The sequence below is a fragment of the Micromonospora sp. CNZ303 genome (genome assembly GCF_004345505.1).
This window is the reverse complement of sequence record NZ_SLVT01000002.1, coordinates 488,026-506,694: the sequence shown is the minus strand read 5'-3', so window position 1 is coordinate 506,694 and position 18,669 is coordinate 488,026. Positions and strand designations below refer to the sequence as shown.

Here is an 18,669-nt window from a genome sequence, read left to right as displayed (position 1 = left end):
GCCGCGCGGCGCGCACCGTTCGGGCTTCGACCGTTCGGGCGACGGCGACCGGGGGTCTTGACGACGGGCGGCCGTGCTGCTGCCGGCCTCTCCCGACGCCTGCCCGCTCCCGGCTCCGGGCGGGTGCCGGTACCGGATGTCGGCCCGGCGGGAGACCGCCGAGCGCACCGGGAACCGGGCCGGTGGCCCCGCCCCGGCCGCGAACGCCGCGCGGGGGTCAGCCGCCGAACCAGCCGGGCACGTCGAGGCGGAACGGGTTGGCCGGGGTGACCGCGCGCAGGTCGTCCTCCAGGGCGGCGACCCGGTCGGGGCCGAGGGTGGCCGCCCACCGCTGCCGGAGCTGGTCGAAGACGGCCGCCGAGCGGCGCAGGCCGTCCAGGCCGTGCGGGGTCACCCGGACCAGCTTGCGTCGGGCGTCGCGCGGGTCGTCGGCGCGCTCCAGGTAGCCGAGGGCGACGAGCCGGTCCACCGTCTTGCCGGCCGCCTGCTTGGAGACGCCGAGCCGCTGGCCCAGCTCGGTGGCGGTGGTGCCCTCGGCGCCGACGGCCTGGAGGACGAAGCCGTGCAGCGGCCGCAGCTCCGGGTGCCCCTGCCGGGCCAGCTCCGCGTGCAGGTCGTCGATGAGCGTACGGAAGCCGGCCAGCAGCAGCAGGGGCAGCAGGAAGCCGGGCCGGTCGGGGTCAGCCGTTGCCACGTTCGACAACCTCGTTTACTATTTCGACAACCACGTTGACGATCCTACGTCACGCGCGGCGCGTCGCCGATCGGGCCGCGCCGGCCGTCCCCGACCCCCGAGAGAGGTCTGCCGTGCCCCCGTTCACCGCGCACACCGCCGACACCGCACCCGCCGCCGCCCGGCCGACCATGGAGGGCGTACGCCGCAGGCTCGGGCACCTGCCCGCCGCCGTCGGCCTGATGGCCGAGTCCCCGGAGCTGCTCACCGGCTTCCTCACCGTCAACGGCATCTTCGAGAAGTGCGACCTCGACCCGGTCGAGCGGGAGGTCGTCGTCATGACGGTCGCCACCCGCAACGAGTGCCACCTCTGCGTCGCCATGCACACCGCCGCCCTCGCCCGGCACGGCGCGACGCCCGAGCTGATCGACGCGCTGCGCGCCGGCACGCCGCTGCCCGACGACCGGCTGGAGGCGCTGCGGCGCTTCACCCTCGCCGTGCTCGACCATCGCGGCGCGGTCCCCGAGGACGGGACCGCCGCCTTCCTGACGGCCGGCTACCAGCCCCGGCACGCCCTGGACGTGGTGCTCGGCGTCGGCACGTACACCATCTCCACCCTCGCCAACCGGCTCACCGGCGCGCCGCTCGACGCGCCCCTGGCCGCGTACGCCTGGAAGCCGACCGGCGGTCCGACCGCGCACCGGTGAACCTCGGTCGAGGAAGGACGGGGATCCGGCTGGCCGGGAGCCCTCGCCGGTCGACGCGCGTCGACCCGTTCCGGCGCCTCCGCACCGGTGGATCGCCGGTGTCACACCACCCGGCGTGGTCGCCGCCCAGGTCGGTGCGGGAGACTGGCAGGTATGGCGGCTCGTGGCTTCCCGTACACCGATCTCAAGGACTTCCTCGCGGCGCTGGAGCGCGCGGGCGAGCTGCGGCGGGTGAGCGCCCCGGTCGATCCCACCCTGGAGATCAGCGAGATCGTCACCCGGACGGTCCGCGCGGGCGGCCCGGCGCTGCTCTTCGAGCGGCCCACCCGGGGCGAGATGCCGGTGGTGATCAACCTCTTCGGCACCGAGAAGCGGATGGCGATGGCGCTCGGCGTCGAGTCGCTGGACGAGATCGGCGAGCGGATCGGCAACATGCTCAAGCCGGAGCTGCCGGTGGGCCTCTCCGGGATGATGGACGGCCTGGGCAAGGTCAGGCAGCTCACGTCGATGCCGCCGAAGAAGGTCAGGACCGCCCCCTGCCAGCAGGTGGTCTACCGGGGCGACGACGTCGACCTGGACCGGCTGCCGGGGTTGCAGGTCTGGCCGGGTGACGGCGGGATCTTCCACAACTTCGGGCTGACCCACACGAAGCACCCGGAGACCGGCAAGCGCAACCTGGGGCTGTACCGGTTGCAGCAGCACTCCCGGAACAGCATCGGCATGCACTGGCAGATCCACAAGAACTCCACGGCGCACCACGCGGTCGCCGAGCGGCTCGGCCAGCGCCTGCCGGTGGCGATCGCCATCGGCACCGACCCGGCGGTGGCGTACTCGGCCAGCGCGCCGCTCCCCGCCGACATCGACGAATACCTGTTCGCCGGGTACCTGCGCGGCGAGCGGGTCGAGATGGTGGACTGCCTGACCGTCCCGTTGCAGGTGCCGGCGCACGCGCAGATCGTCCTGGAGGGCTACATCGAGCCGGGTGAGCGGCTCCCGGAGGGCCCGTTCGGCGACCACACCGGCTTCTACACCCCGGTGGAGCCCTTCCCGGTGATGCACATCGAGTGCATGACCACGCAGCGCGACCCGGTCTACCACACGATCGTCACGTCCCAGCCGCCCCAGGAGGACCACGGCCTGGGCAAGGCCACCGAGCGGATCTTCGCGCCGCTGCTGCGCTTCCTGATCCCGGACATCGTCGACTACGACCTGCCCGCCGCCGGGGTCTTCCACAACTGCGCGATCGTGTCGATCCGCAAGCGCTACCCGAAGCACGCCCAGAAGGTCATGAACGCGATCTGGGGCGCGCACATGATGTCGCTGACCAAGCTGATCGTGATCGTCGACGAGGACTGCGACGTGCACGACTACAACGAGGTCGCCTTCCGCGCCTTCGGCAACGTCGACTACGCCCGGGACCTGCTGCTCACCGAGGGCCCGGTGGACCACCTGGACCACGCGTCGTACCAGCAGTTCTGGGGCGGCAAGGCGGGCGTCGACGCGACCCGCAAGCTGCCCGAGGAGGGCTACACCCGGGGCTGGCCGGAGGAGATGCGGATGGCCCCCGAGGTCGTCTCCCTGGTCGACAAGCGCTGGAAGGAGTACGGCATCTGATGGCCACCGCCGTCGAACCGGTGCAGCGACCGGGCCGGGTGAAGTCCTTCCTCAAGCTGGTGGCGATCGAGCACTCCGTGTTCGCGCTGCCGTTCGCGTACCTGTCGGCGCTCACCGCCATGCAGGTCGACGGCGGGCGGGTCCGGTGGCTGGACCTGCTGCTGATCACCGTGGCGATGGTCGGCGCGCGGACGTTCGCGATGGCCGCCAACCGGATCCTGGACCGGCGGATCGACGCGCGGAACCCCCGTACCGCCGGCCGGGAGCTGGTCACCGGGGCGGTCAGCGTGCGGACGGCCTGGACCGGCGCGGCGGTCGCGCTCGTGGTCTTCCTCGCCGCCGCCGCCCTGCTCAACCCGCTCTGCCTGGTGCTCGCGCCGCTCGCCGTGGTCCCGCTGGTCGTCTACCCGTACGGCAAGCGGTTCACCAACTGGCCGCACGCCATCCTGGCGATCGCCCAGGCTGTCGGCCCGGTCGGTGCCTGGCTGGGCGTCACCGGCACCCTCGACGGCTCCTGGCCGGCGTGGCTGCTCGGCGTGGCCGTCGGCCTATGGATCGGCGGGTTCGACCTGATCTACGCCTGCCAGGACACCGAGGTGGACCGGCAGATCGGCGTGCACAGCGTGCCGGCCCGCTACGGGCTGCGGTTCGCGCTGCACGCCTCCACCGTCGCGCACGTGGTGACGTTCGCGCTGTTCGTCTGGTTCGGGGCGCTGATCGGCTTCGGCTGGCTCTGGTGGGTGGGTCTGGCGCTGACCGCCGTCGCCTTCGGCTACCAGCACCTGGTGGTCAGCCCGACCGACCTGAGCAAGGTCAACCGGGCCTTCTTCACCGCCAACGGCTTCGTCGGCATCGCGCTGTTCGTCTTCGCCCTGCTCGACCTGGTCGTCCGCCTCGGCCTGCGCGCCTGACCCTGGGCCGTTGCTCGCCCTGCGGGCGCCGGCTGTCGTCGGCTGCGGCCGGGCCAGCCCGTTAGGAAGGGCCCCTTCCTCTACCGGAGGCGTTAACAAGGTGCCCTTCCTTACCGCCGTAGCGGCTGCTCTCCAGGGTCCAGTCGACGGTGGCGCGGACGGCGTTCGCCACCCCGTCGAGGTGGTCGGCGACCGCCTGGTCCAGCGCCGGGCCGAACGACGGCACCGCGGCGCGCAGCTCGACGAAGCGCCGCATCGACGCCCGCCAGCGCTCGGCCGTCAGGCCGACCGCCGTCTCCACCGGCACCCGCTGCTCGGCCGCCGTCGCGAGCACCAGGTTGTGCCCGCCGGAGGTGGCCTCGTCGCGCTCCAGCGAGGCGAGGTCGTTGTACCAGGAGAGCAGGTCGTTGCCGGTGTCGGCGATCTTTCGCAGCAGCGGGTGGTGGTGGACCGGGTCGGGCAGCGGGCGGCCGGTGACGAACTCCACCAGCGGATACGACACGTACGCGGCGGAGGTGGCGCGCCGCAGCGCGACGTACTCGGCGACGCCGGGGCGACGGCCGGCCGCCTTGTTCGCCGCCTCCCGCCACGTGCCGTCGAGATGGTCCGCGACGGCCTCGGCGAAGCGCAGCCGCCAGCGGGCCGGCATCCGCCGGCGCGGCTCCCGCCACGCGTGCACCAGCAGCCGCCTCAGCGGCCCGGTCAGGCCGGCGTGCCGGAGCCGGGGACCGGCGTGCAGCAGGGTGAGCGCGCCGGCGCGCAGCGCCCGGATCTGGTCGGCGTCGAGCCGGCCCGGCCGGTCGCACGCGTCGTCGACCAGGAAGAACCAGGTGAACAGGGCCGTCAACGCCCGCAGGTCGGCCTCGGTGGCGGCGGGGTAGAGCCGGCCGGCGTACCGGGCGACGCCAGCGTGCGCCAGCCGTTGCGGCGCCGCGTCGTCAGTCGCCAGGCCGAGGCCCGGCAGCAGGACGCCGACCAGCCACTCCTGCACCCGGTCGGCGTGCGGCGAGAGCCGGGGCGGAATGGGGCACTCCGACCGTAGCGACCAGAGGACCTCGCCGGTCATCACCGATTCCTCCCCGGTGCGATCCCGCTTCGCGTGGGAACCGCCACCGGCAGCATGTCAGGCCGGCGGGATGGGCGCGCTCCCGGCCCGACATCGCGCCCGTCGGCGCACAACCGGCCCCCGAGCGGGACATCACGGACGCTCCGGACGGGGGTGCCCGGCATCGGGAGGGGACGACCAGGCAGGCTGGAGGGCATGCGCGAACCATGGGTGGTCGGAGTCTCCGGGGCGTCCGGCACGCCGTACGCGGCGGCCGTCGTGCGGGCGCTGCTCGACGCCGGCGAGCCGGTGGACCTGATCGTCTCCCGGGCAGCCCGGCTGACCGTCCTCGACGAGACCGGGCGCCCGTTCCGGGACGCACACTGGGCCGACGACCTCGCCGCCTGGCTGGGCCGCGACCTCGCGGGAGCCGACGTGCGGCACTGGCCCGCCGGCGACCTGGCCGCCGGCCCGAGCAGCGGCTCCTACCGGGTACGCGGGATGGCGGTGGTCCCGGCGAGCACGGCGGCCTGCGCCGGCATCGCGATCGGGCTCTCCAAGGACCTGTTGCAGCGGGCCGCCGAGGTCAACCTCAAGGAGCGCCGGCCGGTGGTGGTGGTGCCCCGGGAGACGCCGGTGACCCGCAGCCACCTGGAGCATCTGATCGCGCTGCACGACGCCGGAGCGGTGGTGCTGCCGGCCAGTCCCGGCTTCTACGGCGCCGGGGCGGCGGCCTCCGCCCCGCAGCTCGTCGACTTCGTGGCCGGCAAGGTGCTGGACGCCCTCGGCGTACCGCACACGCTGTTCCGTCGCTGGTCGGGTGAGCTGGGCGTGGCGCGGGAGTGACCCGGGCCCGGCTCACCGTGACGCGGACCGGAGCTCTCGTCCGGCCCGCGTGATGATCCGCACCATTCAGTACATGCCGGCGTTGGCCGGGCCCGGCCCGGTCGAGGTGGCCGGCCCCGCGTTACGCGGCTTGCCGACGTCTTCCGCCTCGTCCAACATGCCCTCCCCCTCAAGCAGGGCCCGCACCTCGGATTCCCGAAACCGGCGATGCCCGCCTGGAGTCCGGATGCTGCCTATCCGGCCCGCCGCTGCCCATCGCGTCACAGTTTTCGGGTCAACCCGAAACAGCGCGGCAACTTCACCCGGTGTCAGCAGGCGATCTCCAGTGTCCACAGCCCCCTCCTCGCGTCGACGAAGCCCCCGGCTGAACACACTGCCCCCGGCCGGTGCGAGCCCAGAGCCGTCATGAGGGACGTATGGCAATTACAGCACCAGCGACCTGGCCTGTCCGCCAAACGCGAAAAACGCACTGAGTGGGAAGTTAGGAAATATTACCTGCGTGCGGCTCCCTTGACTGTCGGTTTGAAGGCGACTACACCCTGTCATGTTCAACGCGCGCCGGATGCCCGACGTTACGCCCGGACCGCTAGGGTCACAGTCCGTGGACGCCATCGACCTGAGCCTCGTGGAGCTGCTCCGCGGCAACGCCCGCCTGTCCTACGCCGAGCTGGCCCGGCAGGTCGGCCTCTCCGCGCCCGCCGTGCACGAGCGGGTCGGCAAGCTGGAGTCCAGCGGCGTGATCCGGGCCTACCGGGCGGAGGTGGAGCCCGAGGCGATCGGCTTCGCCGTCACCGCGCTCATCGGGATCGTCGAGGACTCCGGCGGCGACACCGACGACGTGCTGGAGGTCTTCCGGCAGATGCCCGAGATCGAATCCTGCTACTTCATGGCCGGCGTCGAGTCGTTCCTGCTCAAGGCCAGGGTCGGCACCATCGCCGAGCTGGAGCGGCTCATCGTGCGGCTGAACCGGACCCCGGGCGTCGCCTCCACCCGGACCGGCATCGCCCTCTCCACGAAGTGGGAGAACCGGCCACAGGCCCCGGTGCCCCCCGCCACCTGACCCGCCACCCTGCCCAGCCCCGACGACCGCGTCCGGTCACCCTTGGCCGTCGGCCGTCGGCCGTCGGCCGTCGGACGTCGGACGGCCGCCGTCCCGCCACCCCGGCCGCCGACCGTCGGACGGCCGCGGCCGGCCGGCTCTGGCGCGCGGTCGCCGGGCGGCGATAGCGTGCGCCGATGACGAAGCCAGCCCCCGGGACGGCGGTGGTCACCGGCGCGGCCGGCGGCCTCGGCCGCGCCATCGCCGCCGCGCTGCACGCCGACGGCTGGCCGGTGCTCCTCACCGACCACGACGACCAGGCGGTGGCCCGTGCCGCCGCCCCGCTGGGCGGCTGGTCGCGCCCGCTGGACGTACGCGACTCCGACGCCTGCGCCGCCGTCGCCGCCGAGGCCGCCGGCCGGGGCGGGCTCGGCCTCTGGGTGAACAACGCGGGGATCCTCGTCACCGGCCCCTCATGGGAGCACGACGCGGCGACCCGCCGCCGGGTGGTCGAGGTCAACGCCCTCGGCGCGATGAACGGCACCCTCGCCGCCCTCGCCGTCATGCGGGAACAGGGGCACGGGCACGTGGTCAACGTCGTGTCGCTGGCCGGCCTGGTGGCCGCGCCCGGCGAGACCGTCTACGCCGCCAGCAAGCACGCCCTCGTCGCGTTCAGCATCGGCACCCTCGCCGACCTGCGGCTGGCCGGGCACCGGGGCGTACACGTGTCGTGCCTGTGCCCGGACGGGATCTGGACGCCGATGCTGCACGACCGGCTCGACGACCCGGGCGCCGCGGCCTCCTTCACCGGGACGCTGCTGGCCCCCGAGCGGGTGGCCCGGCGGGCCGCGCGGCTGGCCCGGCGGCCCCGCCCGGTGGTCAGCGTCCCCCGCTGGCGGGGCGCGCAGGTCCGACTCCTCGACGCGCTGCCCGGCGTCGCCGTGCGCCTCGCCCCGCTGATCCTCGCGGCCGGCCGGGCCGGGCAGCGCCGCCAACGCCGCCGGATCGGGGCCGGTCCGCGGTGAGCGGGCTTGCTAAGTTTCGAACGTGACTCACATCGACCGGTGCGACGAGGCCAGCCGGCGCTGGGTGACCGAGGCGATCGCCGCCGTGGAGGCGGACGCCAACCGCTCCGCCGACACCCACCTGCTGCCGTTCCCACTGCCCCGGTCGTGGGGGATCGACCTCTACCTCAAGGACGAGTCGGTGCACCCGACCGGCTCGCTGAAGCACCGGCTGGCCCGTTCGCTCTTCCTCTACGGGCTGTGCAACGGCTGGATCGGCCCGGAGACCACGATCGTGGAGGCGTCCTCCGGCTCGACGGCGGTCTCCGAGGCATACTTCGCGCGGATGCTGGGAGTGCCGTTCATCGCGGTGATGCCCGCCTCCACCTCGCCGGAGAAGATCGCCCAGATCGAGTTCCAGGGTGGCCGCTGCCACCTCGTCGACGACCCGGCCAAGGTGGTCGTGGAGGCCCGCTGGCTGGCGGAGGACTCCGGCGGGCACTTCATGGACCAGTTCACCTACGCCGAGCGCGCCACCGACTGGCGGGGCAACAACAACATCGCCGAGTCGATCTACGCACAGCTGGCCCTGGAACGGCACCCGGTGCCGGCGTGGGTCGTGGTGGGCGCCGGCACGGGCGGCACCAGCGCCACCATCGGCCGCTACGCCCGCTACCAGCGGCTGCCCACCAAGTTGTGCGTGGTCGACCCGGAGAACTCCGCGTTCTATCCCGCCTGGCAGGCCGCCGACTGGTCGGTGCGCACCGGGCGGGGCTCCCGCATCGAGGGGATCGGCCGGCCGACCGTCGAGGCGTCGTTCGTGCCGTCGGTGGTGGACCGGATGGTCCAGGTGCCCGACGCCGCCTCGCTGGCCGCCATGCGCGCCGGCTCGGCCGTACTCGGCCGCCGGGTGGGCGGCTCGACCGGCACCAACCTGTGGGGCGCCTTCGGGCTGATCGCGGAACTGCTCGCCGAGGGCCGCACCGGCTCGGTGGTCACCCTGATCTGCGACGCAGGCGACCGCTACGCCGACACCTACTACTCCGACGACTGGCTGGCCGCCCAGGGACTGGACCCGACCCCGCACCTGGCGACCGTCGAGCGCTTCCTCAGCACGGGCACCTGGCCGGCCTGAGCCGCGGGGTGGCCGAGCCAGCCTGGCCGGCCCGGGGCGTCGGGGGATGCGTCCGCAGCCCGGTCAGCGCGGGTCGACGCGCTCGGCCAGCCCGGGGTAGCGCACCACGTAGCCGTCGCCGTCGAGGTCGATGTCGGCGGTGAAGGTGTCGCTGGTGAAGCGGACCCGGCCAGGGCCGAGCGGGGTGTAGACCTGCTCGGCGGGCACCACCAGCAGGCTGGGCACCAGCACCCAGGCGACGTCGATCCGGTGCGGGATGTCGGCCGCGGCGCGGGGCAGCCCGAGCCGGCGCACCGGTAGCGCGTTGAACAGCGCCGCCCCGCCGAGATCGACGTCGACCGCCTCGGCCAGCCGGTCCGGGTCGTCGGTGCCGGGCAGCCCGACCGGCGGGTGGCCGGCCGCCCGCAGCGCCGCGTCCAGGTCACCCTGCTCGGCGGTGGTCACCCGCCACCCGTCGGTCACCCGCTCCAGGCGTACGCTCCGCAGCCACCCGGTGCCCTCCGCCTCGACCTCGACGCGGAGGGTGGCCCACTCCGGGTCGGTGGCGAGCTGGTAGCGGCAGGTGTAGGGGATCGGGTCGACAGCCGTGAGCGTGCCCCGCGCCGTCAGCCCACGGCCGTCGTCGAACAGCGCGTGCTCCGCGCCAGCGGTGTCCGTCCGGGTCCAGAAGAGCGACTTCGGCATGGTCGGCATGAGCCGGACGTTACGCGACCCGGCCGACACCGGCAGCGAATGCGCGAACGCCGCCGCGGAGCCTGAGCCCCGCGACGGCGTTCGTGGATGACGCTGTCGGTCAGTGGGTACGCGCCGGCGGACGCCCGCCGAAGCCCCGCCGGTCGTCGCGCCCCCGGCCCTCGGGCCGGTAGCCGCCCCGGTCGCCGAAGCGCCGCTCGCCCTGCGGCCGGTCGTCGTAGCTGCGGCTGTCGGCCGGGCGGTCGGAGTAGCCACGGCCGTCGGTCGGTCGGTCGCCGTAGCGGCGCTCACCCTGGGGCCGGTCGGAGTAGCCACGGCTGTCGGTGGGCCGGTCGGAGTAGCGGCGCTCGCCCTGCGGGCGGTCGGAGTAGCCACGGCTGTCGGTGGGCCGGTCGGAGTAGCGGCGCTCGCCCTGCGGGCGGTCGGAGTAGCCACGGCTGTCGGTGGGCCGGTCGGAGTAGCGGCGCTCGCCCTGCGGGCGGTCGCCGTAGCCACGGCCGTCGGTCGGCCGGTCGCCGTAGCGGCGCTCACCCTGGGGCCGGTCGGAGTAGCGGCGCTCGCCCCGGGTGCCGCGGTCGCCGTAGCGGCGCGGGCCGCCCGGCCGGTCGCCGTGCCGGCGCGGCTCCTCGGCCTCGATGCGCACCGGGACGCCGCTCGGCTCGCGGGCGCCGGTCAGCTCGGCGAGCGCCGGGTCGCCGACCCGCACCCGGGTCTCGGCCGGTGCCACGCCGGCCTTCTCCAACATGGCGAGCGTGGTCCGCCGCTGCTTCGGCAGCACCAGCGTGGCCACCGCGCCGGACTCGCCGGCCCGGGCGGTACGCCCCGCGCGGTGCAGGTAGTCCTTCGGGTCCTTCGGCGGGTCTACGTGCAGCACCAGCGAGACACCGTCGACGTGGATGCCCCGGGCCGCCACGTCCGTGGCGACCAGGACGTTCACCCGTCCCTCACGGAACTCGGCCAGCGTGCGGGTACGCATCCGCTGGGTCTTGCCGCCGTGCAGCCCGCCCGCCCGTACGCCGACGGCGGCCAGCTGCTCGACCAGCCGGTCGACGCCGAGCTGGGTGCGGGCGAAGACCATCGTGCGGCCGTCCCGGGCCGCGATGGACGCGGCGACCGGGAACTTGTCGTGCGGCGGGATCAGCAGCATGTGGTGGTCCATGGTGGACACCGAGGCGGTGGACGGGGCGGTGGAGTGCGTCACCGGGTCGGTCATGAACCGCTTGACCAGCGCGTCGACGTCGCCGTCCAGGGTGGCCGAGAAGAGCAGCCGCTGAGTGCCGGCCGGCGTCTTCGCCAGCAGTTCGGTGACCTCGGGCAGGAAGCCCATGTCGGCCATCTGGTCGGCCTCGTCGAGGACCGTGACCTCGATGTCGTCCAGGTGGCAGACGCCCCGGGCGATCAGGTCGCCCAGCCGGCCCGGGGTGGCCACGATGATCTCCACCCCGCGCCGCAGCGCGTCGATCTGCCGGTCGTACGGCACGCCGCCGACGGCGGTCTTCAGGAACACGCCGACGGCCTTGCCGAGCGGCATCAGCGCGTCGTTGACCTGCATCGCGAGTTCCCGGGTCGGCACCAGGACCAGGGCCCGGGGGCGCAACGGCCGGGCCCGGTTGCGGTCGGCGACCAGGGCCAGCAGGGGCAGGCCGAAGGCCAGGGTCTTGCCGGATCCGGTCTGGCCCCGGCCGAGGACGTCGCGGCCGGCGAGCGCGTCGGGCATGGTGGCGCGCTGGATCTCGAACGGGGTGGTGATGCCCTGCCGGGCGAGCGCCTGGACGAGCGGCTGGGGCAGCCCCAGCGCGGCGAAGTCGGTGGCCTCGGGCGTCACCGGGGCGGCCGGGTCCTGGACGGTGCCGTCCCGCTCGACGGCGGTCTGCGCGTCGGCGGAGTCGAGGGCGGGCAGGAACGTGCTGGGTTCAGCAAAGGTCGTCAAGAAATGCCTTTCGAGCGGGGCGCATCTTCGCGATGGCCTGCCGCAGCTGAACGCCGCCGAATCGCCCGCAAGATCGCCCATGGGCGCGCAGGGCGCGCCGGGTCAGTGATCCCCACCAGTGTACGGCGACAGGACGAACCCGCCACCCGACCACGGACGGGTAGTGGGCGGGCTCACCATCGTCGTCGTACGCGGCTCACTTGCTCAGGACGCCGCCCACCAGCCCACCCACCGTGTCGTTGGCGAGCAGCACGACCAGCACGCTGATCGCCACGAGCAGGCCCAGCGAGGCGGCCAGGACGACCACCACCTTGGTCGTGCTGGACCGTTGCTCGATGGGAGTCTCCGTCCAGCCCTGGGCCAGGATGTGCCCGGTCAGCGAGCCGGAGTTCTCCACCGGGTTGTTCGGGAACGAGACGGTGCTGAAGCCGGGGCCGTCGGTGCCGGCTCCGGCACCCGCGCCGTAGATGGTGCCCAGGTCGGGTCCGCCGTCGTAGCGGCCCGCGGGGGCGCCCTCGGCCTGCCCGACGCGCGTGGCCGAGCCGCCGTCGACGCGAGTGCTCAGCCGGCGTGCCTCCCGGGGGGCGGTGGCCGGCTCGGCACCACCGGGCCGGCGGTCACCCGGGTTGGTGGGCGGCGGCCAGCCCGGCAGCGCGGGAGCGGGCACGCCCGGCGGCCCGGACACCGGCGGCGAGGCGAACGGCGGCGCGGATGCCGGAGGGGCGGAGAACGAGGGCGCGACCGCCGGAGGCGCGGAGAACGGCGGCGCGGAGAACGAGGGCACGACCGCCGGGGGCGCGGAGAACGGCGGCGCGGAGAACGGCGGCGCGGATGACGGGGGAGCGACCGCCGGGGGCGCGGATGACGGCGGCGCGGAGAACGAAGGCACGACCGCCGGGGGCGCGGAGAACGGCGGCGCGCCCGCGACGGGGCCCGGTACCGGTCCGGCGCTCGCGGCGGCCGTGAGGGGCGGCGGCGGGAACGGTGGCGCCGGGGTCGGGCCGGGCGGGGGCGGCGGGGCGGGCACCGGCGGCCCGGGTGGCGGCGTGGGCGGACCCGGCACGGGCGGTACCGGTGCCGGCGGCCTGGGTCCCGGTCCCGGGGGCACCGGGCCGGGCGGGTAGGGACCGGGGACCGGCGGCGTCGGGGCCGGGACCGGAGGGGCCGGCGACGGTGGGTTCGGACCCGGCACCGGCGGAGTGGGGGCCGGCGCCGGCTCGGGCTCCGGGACCGGCGGGGTCGGCGGCTGCGCCGGCTCGGGCGGCTGGGCGGGCTCCGGCGGCTCCGGGTTGACCGGCGCCGCCCGGTAGATCCGGGCCTCGCCCGTCCGGGAACGGATGGCCCCGGCCTCGTCGGCCGAGATCCGTTGCATGCCCGGTACGGCGGCGCTGGCCCGCGCCCCCGCCGTGCCCCGCTGCCCGGGGACCGGGGTGGCCGCCGGGGCACCCGTCCCGGCGGCCCGGTAGGTGGTGCTGGCGCTCGGGCCGGTCGACGGCAGCGCGTCGCTCCCGCCGGGCGCGGCGGCGGTGGCCACGGACACCCGGCCCCGGGCCGGCGCGGCGGGCTGTCGGCGTACGTCGTCGGGAGGCGGCTCGGTCGACGACCCGGACGGCCCCGCCGCGCCGTCGGCTGTGGCCGGCGTCGGTGCGCCGACGGACGTCAGGGGACGTGGTGCCCCGGCACGGCTCCGGTCGGGCGCGGATCCGTGGTCGACCGGCTCCGCCGGAACCTCTTGCTCGGCCATGCTCGCCCTCCGCGCACGCTCGCGCCCGGATCCGCGACATCGGACCGGGCGTGCCTGTCTGTCACGGTGCCACATTCCGGCCCGACGGCACAGCCGGAGCGTGTTCCGGGGACGATGTCGGGCCGATCCCGTCGGTCGGCCCGGGGACCGTGGTCAGCTGCCGGTGCTCGCGGAGGCGGTGGCCGACGTGCTGGCCGAGGTGCTGGCCGCCGGACCGGAACTGCTCTGCGCCGTGGTCGGCGCCACACTGCCGGCCGAGGCGCTCGGCGACGAGCCGCCCGATCTGCTCGGCGACGGCGACGGCGAGGTCGACGTGCTGGGCGTGGCCGTGGGCGAGGGGGTGCCGGTCGGCGTCGCGGACGGCGAGGTCGACGGTGTCGTCGACGGGCTTGTTGACGGGCTCGGCGACGGCGAGGTCGGCGACGGGGTCGGCTTCGGGCTGGTCGGCGGCTTCGTCGCGGGCGGCTTGCTCGGCGTCGGCGTCGGCGAGGGGGTGCTGACCGGTGCGGGCACCGCCCCGATGACGCGGGTGGCGGCGTAGAGGCGCGACCAGCGCACGGTGGAGATCTTCACCACGTCGCCGGTGGTCGGCGCGTGGATCATCTTGCCGCCGCCGACGTACATGCCCATGTGGTGGATCGTCGTCCAGCTGGTGCCGGAGGCGAAGAAGAGCAGGTCACCGGGGAGCAGCGCGGTGCGGGACACGGTGCGGGACCGGGTGGCGTAGTACTGGTCCCGGGAGACCCGGGGCAGCCCGTAGTAGCCCGCCGACCGGTAGGCGGCGTAGATCAGGCCGGAGCAGTCGAACCGGTCCGGCCCCTCGGCGGCCCACAGGTAGGGATCGCCGAGCTGCGCCTTGGCGTACGCCAGGGCCTTCAGCGCCGTCGGGTGGGCGGCCAGTCCGTTGGCGGTCTCGTTGCCGAGGTAGCCGGCGCCGAGACGCTGCTCGGCGGCCTCCTGCTGGCGTTCGATCTCGACGAGCTGGGCGGCGTTGTCCCGCTTCAGCTTGTCCAGCTTCTTCTCGGCCGCGCGCAGGGCCTTCTCGCCGGCGGCATACTCCGTCCTGGCGCCCGTGAGGAGGGAGTCGGCCGAGACCATCGCCTGGCTGGCGGCCTGCTCGCCGGTGCGGGCCCGGGACACCTCGCCCTGGGCGGCGGTGGTGCCGCCCTCGGCCTTCTCGCCCCGGATGATCCGGGAGAGCCGGCTCAGTTCGTGCAGGTCGTTGGCGAACTCGCCCGGCGGGAGGGCGGCGGCGGCCTTGAAGGCGCCCGCGGCGGCGGCGTCGGCGGCCTCCTGGGCGCGCGCCACCGCGTCCCGGGCGAGGGCGAGGTTGCGCTCGGCGGTGGCACGCTGCGTCTCGGCCTCGGTGCGCTTCTGCTGGAGCAGGAGCAGCTGGTCACGGAGCTGCCCGACCTGGGCCTCGGCGGCGTAGATCTGGGCGGCGAGCGGGCCGTTGCCGACGTTGCCGGCCGGCACGCCGGGGACCGTGCCCGGCAACCCCGGGACCGTGCCCGGCAGCCCGGGGACCGGCGTGCCGCCGGGAAGCTGGAGCTGGCCGCTGTAGGACGGCCGGGACCCGGTGTCGGGGACGCTGGTGGGCAGCGACGGGTCGGCCTGGACCGGGTTGGCGAGGACCGTGGCGACGACGGCGCCGAGCAGGGCGGACCAGAGCGCCGGGCGCAGCACCGGCGAGATCACCGGACTCCGCCGTCGCTGCCGTCGCCCGTGCCTGCTGTCGACCATTCCGCTCCCCGTCCGGCCTGCGTCGCCGCGCCGGGTGGGCGCGGCCGTGGGGACGCTACCAGTGTGTGGTGAACGTCCCACCCTGTCTTACCGCACCCAGGCAACGATGTCGATGCGTCGGCAGGTAACGGGAGCCTGAGAGTTCGGTGAACCTGCGCACGGAGGCCGACCATGCTGCGGCGGCGTCGGCGGGCCGACGTACGCTCGATTCCTACCGCAGGTGGAAGGGACGTGGCTTTCGATGGACGCCGGACTCAAGCGTGAGCTCGAAGCGAAGGTGTACGCCGGCGAGCGGCTGACCCGTGAGGACGGGATCGCCCTCTACGACAGCGACGACCTCGCGTGGCTCGGCCGGCTGGCGCACCACCGGCGCACCGAGCTCAACGGCGACCGGGTGATGTTCAACGTCAACCGGCACCTCAACCTGACCAACGTCTGCTCTGCCTCGTGCGCGTACTGCTCGTTCCAGCGCAAGCCGGGCGAGAAGGACGCCTACACGATGCGCATCGACGAGGCGGTCCGCAAGGCCAAGGAGATGGAGGACGAGCAGCTCACCGAGCTGCACATCGTCAACGGCCTGCACCCGACCCTGCCCTGGCGCTACTACCCGAAGGTGCTGCGCGAGCTGAAGGCGGCGCTGCCGAACGTCAAGCTCAAGTGCTTCACCGCGACCGAGGTGCAGTGGTTCGAGAAGATCAGCGGGCTGAGCGCCGACGAGATCCTCGACGAGCTGATGGACGCCGGCCTGGAGTCGCTGACCGGCGGCGGCGCGGAGATCTTCGACTGGGAGGTCCGCCAGCACATCGTCGACCACGCCTGCCACTGGGAGGACTGGTCGCGGATCCACGCCCTGGCGCACAGCAAGGGCATGAAGACCCCGGCGACGATGCTCTACGGCCACATCGAGGAGCCCCGGCACCGGGTGGACCACGTGCTGCGGCTGCGCGAGCTCCAGGACGAGACCGGCGGCTTCGCGGTCTTCATCCCGCTGCGTTACCAGCACGACTTCGTCGACTCGGCGGACGGCAAGATCCGTAACCGGATCCAGGCCCGGACGACGATGGCCTCGCCGGCCGAGTCGCTGAAGACCTTCGCGGTCTCCCGGCTGCTCTTCGACAACGTCCCGCACGTGAAGTGCTTCTGGGTCATGCACGGGCTGTCGGTCGCCCAGCTCTCGCTCAACTTCGGCGTCGACGACCTGGACGGCTCGGTCGTCGAATACAAGATCACCCACGACGCCGACTCGTACGGCACCCCGAACACGATGCACCGGGACGACCTGCTGCACCTGATCTGGGACGCCGGCTTCCGCCCCGTCGAACGGAACACCCGCTACGAGGTGGTCCGCGAGTACGACGCCCCCGCATCCCTGGCCGAGCGCCGCGCCGAGCCGCAGCAGGTCTGGGCCTGAGTCGGCACGTACCCTTCCAGACCATGACCGAGCAGCGGAGCGGATTCCCCCGGCGCGACGCCGAGGGGCGCATCCTCACCCTGGGCGACCTGCTCGGGGTGAGCCTGGCCGGCCTGGTCATCGGCGTGCTGGCGGTGGTGCTGTTCGACTGGGCGTTCGCGCTCATCGGTAGCGGCGAGTTCGGGCGGTCGAACGGCTGGCTGGCGATCATCCTGCCGGCCTGGCTGTTCTGGGACGACTTCCGCGCCTGGGAGTTCGGCGCGGCCCGGGTGGTGTCGGCGCTGGCAGCCGCCGCGGTGGGCGTGGTCGCCGGGCTCGTGGTGGCCGGCCTCGCCGCCGGTCTCCCGCCGCTGCTCTCCGGCGGGCTGGGGGCGGCGACCTTCACCCTCGGGTACGCGGTGGTCTGGTTCCACGGCGTCCACTGGCTGGCCCGCCGGACGGGCTGAACCTGCCGCCGGAGCCCCGGCGCGGAGAACGGAGTGCGGAACGTGAGCGCGGCGGTCAAGTACACGCTGGGCCGGCTCGGCCTGTTCGTCGCCGTGCTGGCGGCCCTCTGGCTGGTCGAGATGAACATCTTCATCAAGCTGATGGTGGCGCTGGCCTTCTCGGCCGCCCTGTCGTTCTTCCTGCTGAAGGGCTGGCGGGACGAGATGGCCGAGGAGATGGCCACCGCCGCCGAGCGTCGTCGCGCCGAGAAGGAGCGGCTCCGCTCCGCCCTCGCCGGCGAGGACCAGGACCAGGAGAAGCCCTCCAACTAGCGCGTCGGCGATGTGGTCCCGGCCTGCCCCGGGCCGACGTCGGCGGGCGCGTCACGGCCGCTGTGGCGGACCCGGTAGATGTGCCCCCGGTGCCACCTCCCGCGAACACCCCTGACCAGGGGCGTCCGGCGGCCGGACCGTCAGACTGCCAGGTGCCACATCAGCAGCACGCCGGGGATGAGCCCGGACAGCGACAGTGTGAGCACGGCGAGCACGAGGCAGCCGGAACTCTTCGGGTGGTAGGTCTGCCCGGTGTTTACGTCGCGCCTCGAATCGGAGTTCGGGAGGCGAATGGTCTTCCCGGCGTTTGAGTCGTCTCCCGCCTCCCGGCCCCAGCAGTACATGCATTCGCCCGCGTAGTTCTTTGATCGCCCGCACTTCGAGCAGTCCGCCATATTCGCCTCCTTCGATGGGAGTGCGAGTGTAGTCCACTGTTGCCATCGATTCCGGCCTGATTTCCGATCGCACGGCGGCAGGACGAGCGACGGTGGAATCCGCCCTGTCGGCGCCGCGGTGGTGTCACCAGGTGTCGGGGTCGTCGAGGTCGTGGACCGGCTGGTACCCGCTCAGCACCGTCAGGCCTTCCGGCTCGGTGTAGCCGTTCCCCCAACCCTTGAGGAACGCCTCGACGACGCATGGCTCGACGAACATCTCCAGCACGTCGCTGCCCTGCCGGCGTGCCCGGTAGGGCCCTGCGACGAGGTCGGCTTCCCTGGCGTCGCGCCCCGGCACGGGTTGCGCCCGAACCGTCAGCCAGCGCCCGGAATCGTCCCCCACCGTCAGCGACGCCTCCTCGAAGGAACCGTGCTCCGACCGGAGAAGCGTGACCGAGCAGCCGAGCAGCCGCCCACCCGGCGGCAGCGACCGCAGGCGGAACGGCACCACGCAGCGGCGGGCGCCGTCGAACCGGACGCGACTCGCCGCTTCCGTCGCCTCGTCGCGGCCGACCGCGTAGATGTCGAGCTGAGCCCAGAGACCGTCAACGGGTTGCCAACGGACGAACCACAGTTTCCTGTCGCCGGACGGATCGAACCAGGCGGTCCCCGGGCGGCCGCCGACTCGCACATCGGCCGGCGGCTGAGGTCGTCCCGCCGACGACAGCGTCTGTTGCAGCCCGTCGAGGGTCGCGACGCTGCGCGCCAACGCGAACCGGGCCTGCCCGGACGGGCCCCGGAACTCGACGCTCTCGACCCCACGGCCGGCGCTCCAGGTCGCGGACGAGGCACCACTGACCAGGCTGTCGGTCGTGAAGTGCACCACTGCGGGATCGGCCCCCACGACCTCGGGCCGTGCGATGGCACCGGGCTGGCCCGGTGCGTCCGGCAGCACGAGTGCCGTGGCCGGCAGGATCGCGCCATCGGGTGCCCGATTGAACGGAACCACCATGACCGCAGCAGCGGCCAGGACGACGCACGC

At 74.0% G+C, this 18,669-nt stretch carries 19 protein-coding genes; 10 read left to right on the top strand and 9 right to left on the bottom strand.

Features of this window, described 5'->3' with window-relative positions; translation table 11 throughout:
- Positions 1-217: 217 nt before the first annotated feature.
- On the bottom strand, positions 218-694 hold the full coding sequence (locus EV374_RS05660; RefSeq protein ID WP_132232202.1) for a MarR family winged helix-turn-helix transcriptional regulator: 477 nt from the start codon (positions 692-694) through the stop codon (positions 218-220).
- Positions 695-807: 113 nt separating this feature from the next.
- On the opposite strand from EV374_RS05660, the gene EV374_RS05655 reads away from it, so the two are divergent.
- The 3 genes from EV374_RS05655 (at position 808) to mqnP (ending at position 3,905) form a co-directional block, all read left to right on the top strand.
- Complete coding sequence (locus EV374_RS05655; RefSeq protein ID WP_132232200.1) at positions 808-1,380, top strand: carboxymuconolactone decarboxylase family protein; 573 nt, start codon at positions 808-810, stop codon at positions 1,378-1,380.
- Between the two features lie 153 nt (positions 1,381-1,533).
- Entirely contained in the window at positions 1,534-2,994 is a 1,461-nt protein-coding gene (locus EV374_RS05650; RefSeq protein WP_132232198.1) for a menaquinone biosynthesis decarboxylase, read from the top strand.
- Complete coding sequence (gene mqnP / locus EV374_RS05645; protein ID WP_132232196.1) at positions 2,994-3,905, top strand: menaquinone biosynthesis prenyltransferase MqnP; 912 nt, start codon at positions 2,994-2,996, stop codon at positions 3,903-3,905. Before EV374_RS05650 ends, mqnP begins: the two co-directional genes overlap by 1 nt.
- 61 nt (positions 3,906-3,966) lie before the next feature.
- Here mqnP and EV374_RS05640 read toward each other — a convergent pair whose 3' ends face one another.
- A complete protein-coding gene (locus EV374_RS05640; protein ID WP_132232194.1) occupies positions 3,967-4,971 on the bottom strand; it encodes a terpene synthase family protein in 1,005 nt (334 codons plus the stop codon).
- A 195-nt stretch (positions 4,972-5,166) separates the two neighbouring features.
- Between EV374_RS05640 and EV374_RS05635 the strand changes: the two genes are divergently transcribed.
- Positions 5,167-5,796, top strand: a complete 630-nt coding sequence (locus EV374_RS05635; RefSeq protein WP_132232192.1) for a UbiX family flavin prenyltransferase — start codon at positions 5,167-5,169, stop codon at positions 5,794-5,796.
- A gap of 66 nt (positions 5,797-5,862) precedes the next feature.
- Here the strand turns inward: EV374_RS05635 and EV374_RS05630 are convergent, their stop codons facing one another.
- Positions 5,863-6,129 carry a BldC family transcriptional regulator gene (locus tag EV374_RS05630; RefSeq protein WP_132232190.1) on the bottom strand — a complete coding sequence of 89 codons (267 nt, stop codon included), beginning with the start codon at positions 6,127-6,129 and terminating at the stop codon, positions 5,863-5,865.
- 268 nt (positions 6,130-6,397) lie between these two features.
- On the opposite strand from EV374_RS05630, the gene EV374_RS05625 reads away from it, so the two are divergent.
- From EV374_RS05625 to cds1, 3 genes are all read left to right on the top strand, one after another.
- Positions 6,398-6,856 carry an Lrp/AsnC family transcriptional regulator gene (locus EV374_RS05625; RefSeq protein WP_132232188.1) on the top strand — a complete coding sequence of 153 codons (459 nt, stop codon included), beginning with the start codon at positions 6,398-6,400 and terminating at the stop codon, positions 6,854-6,856.
- Positions 6,857-7,032: 176 nt separating this feature from the next.
- A complete protein-coding gene (locus EV374_RS05620; protein WP_132232186.1) occupies positions 7,033-7,860 on the top strand; it encodes an SDR family oxidoreductase in 828 nt (275 codons plus the stop codon).
- A gap of 22 nt (positions 7,861-7,882) precedes the next feature.
- Positions 7,883-8,974 (top strand): L-cysteine desulfhydrase Cds1, encoded by a 1,092-nt coding sequence (gene cds1, locus EV374_RS05615; protein WP_132232184.1) that lies wholly within the window; start codon positions 7,883-7,885, stop codon positions 8,972-8,974.
- Positions 8,975-9,037: 63 nt separating this feature from the next.
- Here the strand turns inward: cds1 and EV374_RS05610 are convergent, their stop codons facing one another.
- The 4 genes from EV374_RS05610 to EV374_RS05595 form a co-directional block, all read right to left on the bottom strand.
- Positions 9,038-9,658, bottom strand: coding sequence for a putative glycolipid-binding domain-containing protein (locus tag EV374_RS05610; RefSeq protein WP_132232462.1), 621 nt, complete (start codon positions 9,656-9,658; stop codon positions 9,038-9,040).
- 109 nt (positions 9,659-9,767) lie between these two features.
- Positions 9,768-11,597, bottom strand: a complete 1,830-nt coding sequence (locus EV374_RS05605) for a DEAD/DEAH box helicase (protein WP_207913904.1) — start codon at positions 11,595-11,597, stop codon at positions 9,768-9,770.
- Positions 11,598-11,793: 196 nt separating this feature from the next.
- The gene (locus EV374_RS33245; RefSeq protein WP_486485597.1) at positions 11,794-13,341 is read right to left on the bottom strand and encodes a hypothetical protein; all 1,548 of its coding nucleotides are present in this window, start codon (positions 13,339-13,341) and stop codon (positions 11,794-11,796) included.
- A 153-nt stretch (positions 13,342-13,494) separates the two neighbouring features.
- Positions 13,495-15,084: an NlpC/P60 family protein gene (locus tag EV374_RS05595; protein ID WP_132232182.1), complete on the bottom strand. Its 1,590-nt coding sequence runs from the start codon at positions 15,082-15,084 to the stop codon at positions 13,495-13,497.
- 241 nt (positions 15,085-15,325) lie between these two features.
- On the opposite strand from EV374_RS05595, the gene mqnE reads away from it, so the two are divergent.
- From mqnE to EV374_RS05580, 3 genes are read left to right on the top strand one after another with little or no spacing between them, the layout of a single operon-like run.
- Positions 15,326-16,495 carry an aminofutalosine synthase MqnE gene (gene mqnE, locus EV374_RS05590; RefSeq protein ID WP_132232180.1) on the top strand — a complete coding sequence of 390 codons (1,170 nt, stop codon included), beginning with the start codon at positions 15,326-15,328 and terminating at the stop codon, positions 16,493-16,495.
- A gap of 23 nt (positions 16,496-16,518) precedes the next feature.
- Positions 16,519-16,941: a hypothetical protein gene (locus EV374_RS05585; RefSeq protein ID WP_121397114.1), complete on the top strand. Its 423-nt coding sequence runs from the start codon at positions 16,519-16,521 to the stop codon at positions 16,939-16,941.
- 42 nt (positions 16,942-16,983) lie between these two features.
- A complete protein-coding gene (locus tag EV374_RS05580) occupies positions 16,984-17,253 on the top strand; it encodes a DUF4229 domain-containing protein (protein WP_132232178.1) in 270 nt (89 codons plus the stop codon).
- Positions 17,254-17,393: 140 nt separating this feature from the next.
- Here EV374_RS05580 and EV374_RS05575 read toward each other — a convergent pair whose 3' ends face one another.
- Positions 17,394-17,648: a hypothetical protein gene (locus EV374_RS05575; protein WP_132232176.1), complete on the bottom strand. Its 255-nt coding sequence runs from the start codon at positions 17,646-17,648 to the stop codon at positions 17,394-17,396.
- Between the two features lie 124 nt (positions 17,649-17,772).
- Positions 17,773-18,639 (bottom strand): hypothetical protein, encoded by an 867-nt coding sequence (locus EV374_RS05570; protein ID WP_486485596.1) that lies wholly within the window; start codon positions 18,637-18,639, stop codon positions 17,773-17,775.
- Positions 18,640-18,669: the final 30 nt, after the last annotated feature.

Coding starts and splice junctions, on each gene's coding strand:
- EV374_RS05650 (WP_132232198.1), top strand. CDS start 1,534: ATGGCGGCTCGTGGCTTCCCGTACACCGATCTCAAGGACTTCCTCGCG.
- mqnP (WP_132232196.1), top strand. CDS start 2,994: ATGGCCACCGCCGTCGAACCGGTGCAGCGACCGGGCCGGGTGAAGTCC.
- EV374_RS05640 (WP_132232194.1), bottom strand. CDS start 4,971: ATGACCGGCGAGGTCCTCTGGTCGCTACGGTCGGAGTGCCCCATTCCG.
- EV374_RS05635 (WP_132232192.1), top strand. CDS start 5,167: ATGCGCGAACCATGGGTGGTCGGAGTCTCCGGGGCGTCCGGCACGCCG.
- EV374_RS05620 (WP_132232186.1), top strand. CDS start 7,033: ATGACGAAGCCAGCCCCCGGGACGGCGGTGGTCACCGGCGCGGCCGGC.
- EV374_RS05610 (WP_132232462.1), bottom strand. CDS start 9,658: ATGCCGAAGTCGCTCTTCTGGACCCGGACGGACACCGCTGGCGCGGAG.
- EV374_RS33245 (WP_486485597.1), bottom strand. CDS start 13,341: ATGGCCGAGCAAGAGGTTCCGGCGGAGCCGGTCGACCACGGATCCGCG.
- EV374_RS05595 (WP_132232182.1), bottom strand. CDS start 15,084: ATGGTCGACAGCAGGCACGGGCGACGGCAGCGACGGCGGAGTCCGGTG.
- mqnE (WP_132232180.1), top strand. CDS start 15,326: ATGGACGCCGGACTCAAGCGTGAGCTCGAAGCGAAGGTGTACGCCGGC.
- EV374_RS05585 (WP_121397114.1), top strand. CDS start 16,519: ATGACCGAGCAGCGGAGCGGATTCCCCCGGCGCGACGCCGAGGGGCGC.
- EV374_RS05575 (WP_132232176.1), bottom strand. CDS start 17,648: ATGGCGGACTGCTCGAAGTGCGGGCGATCAAAGAACTACGCGGGCGAA.
- EV374_RS05570 (WP_486485596.1), bottom strand. CDS start 18,639: ATGGTGGTTCCGTTCAATCGGGCACCCGATGGCGCGATCCTGCCGGCC.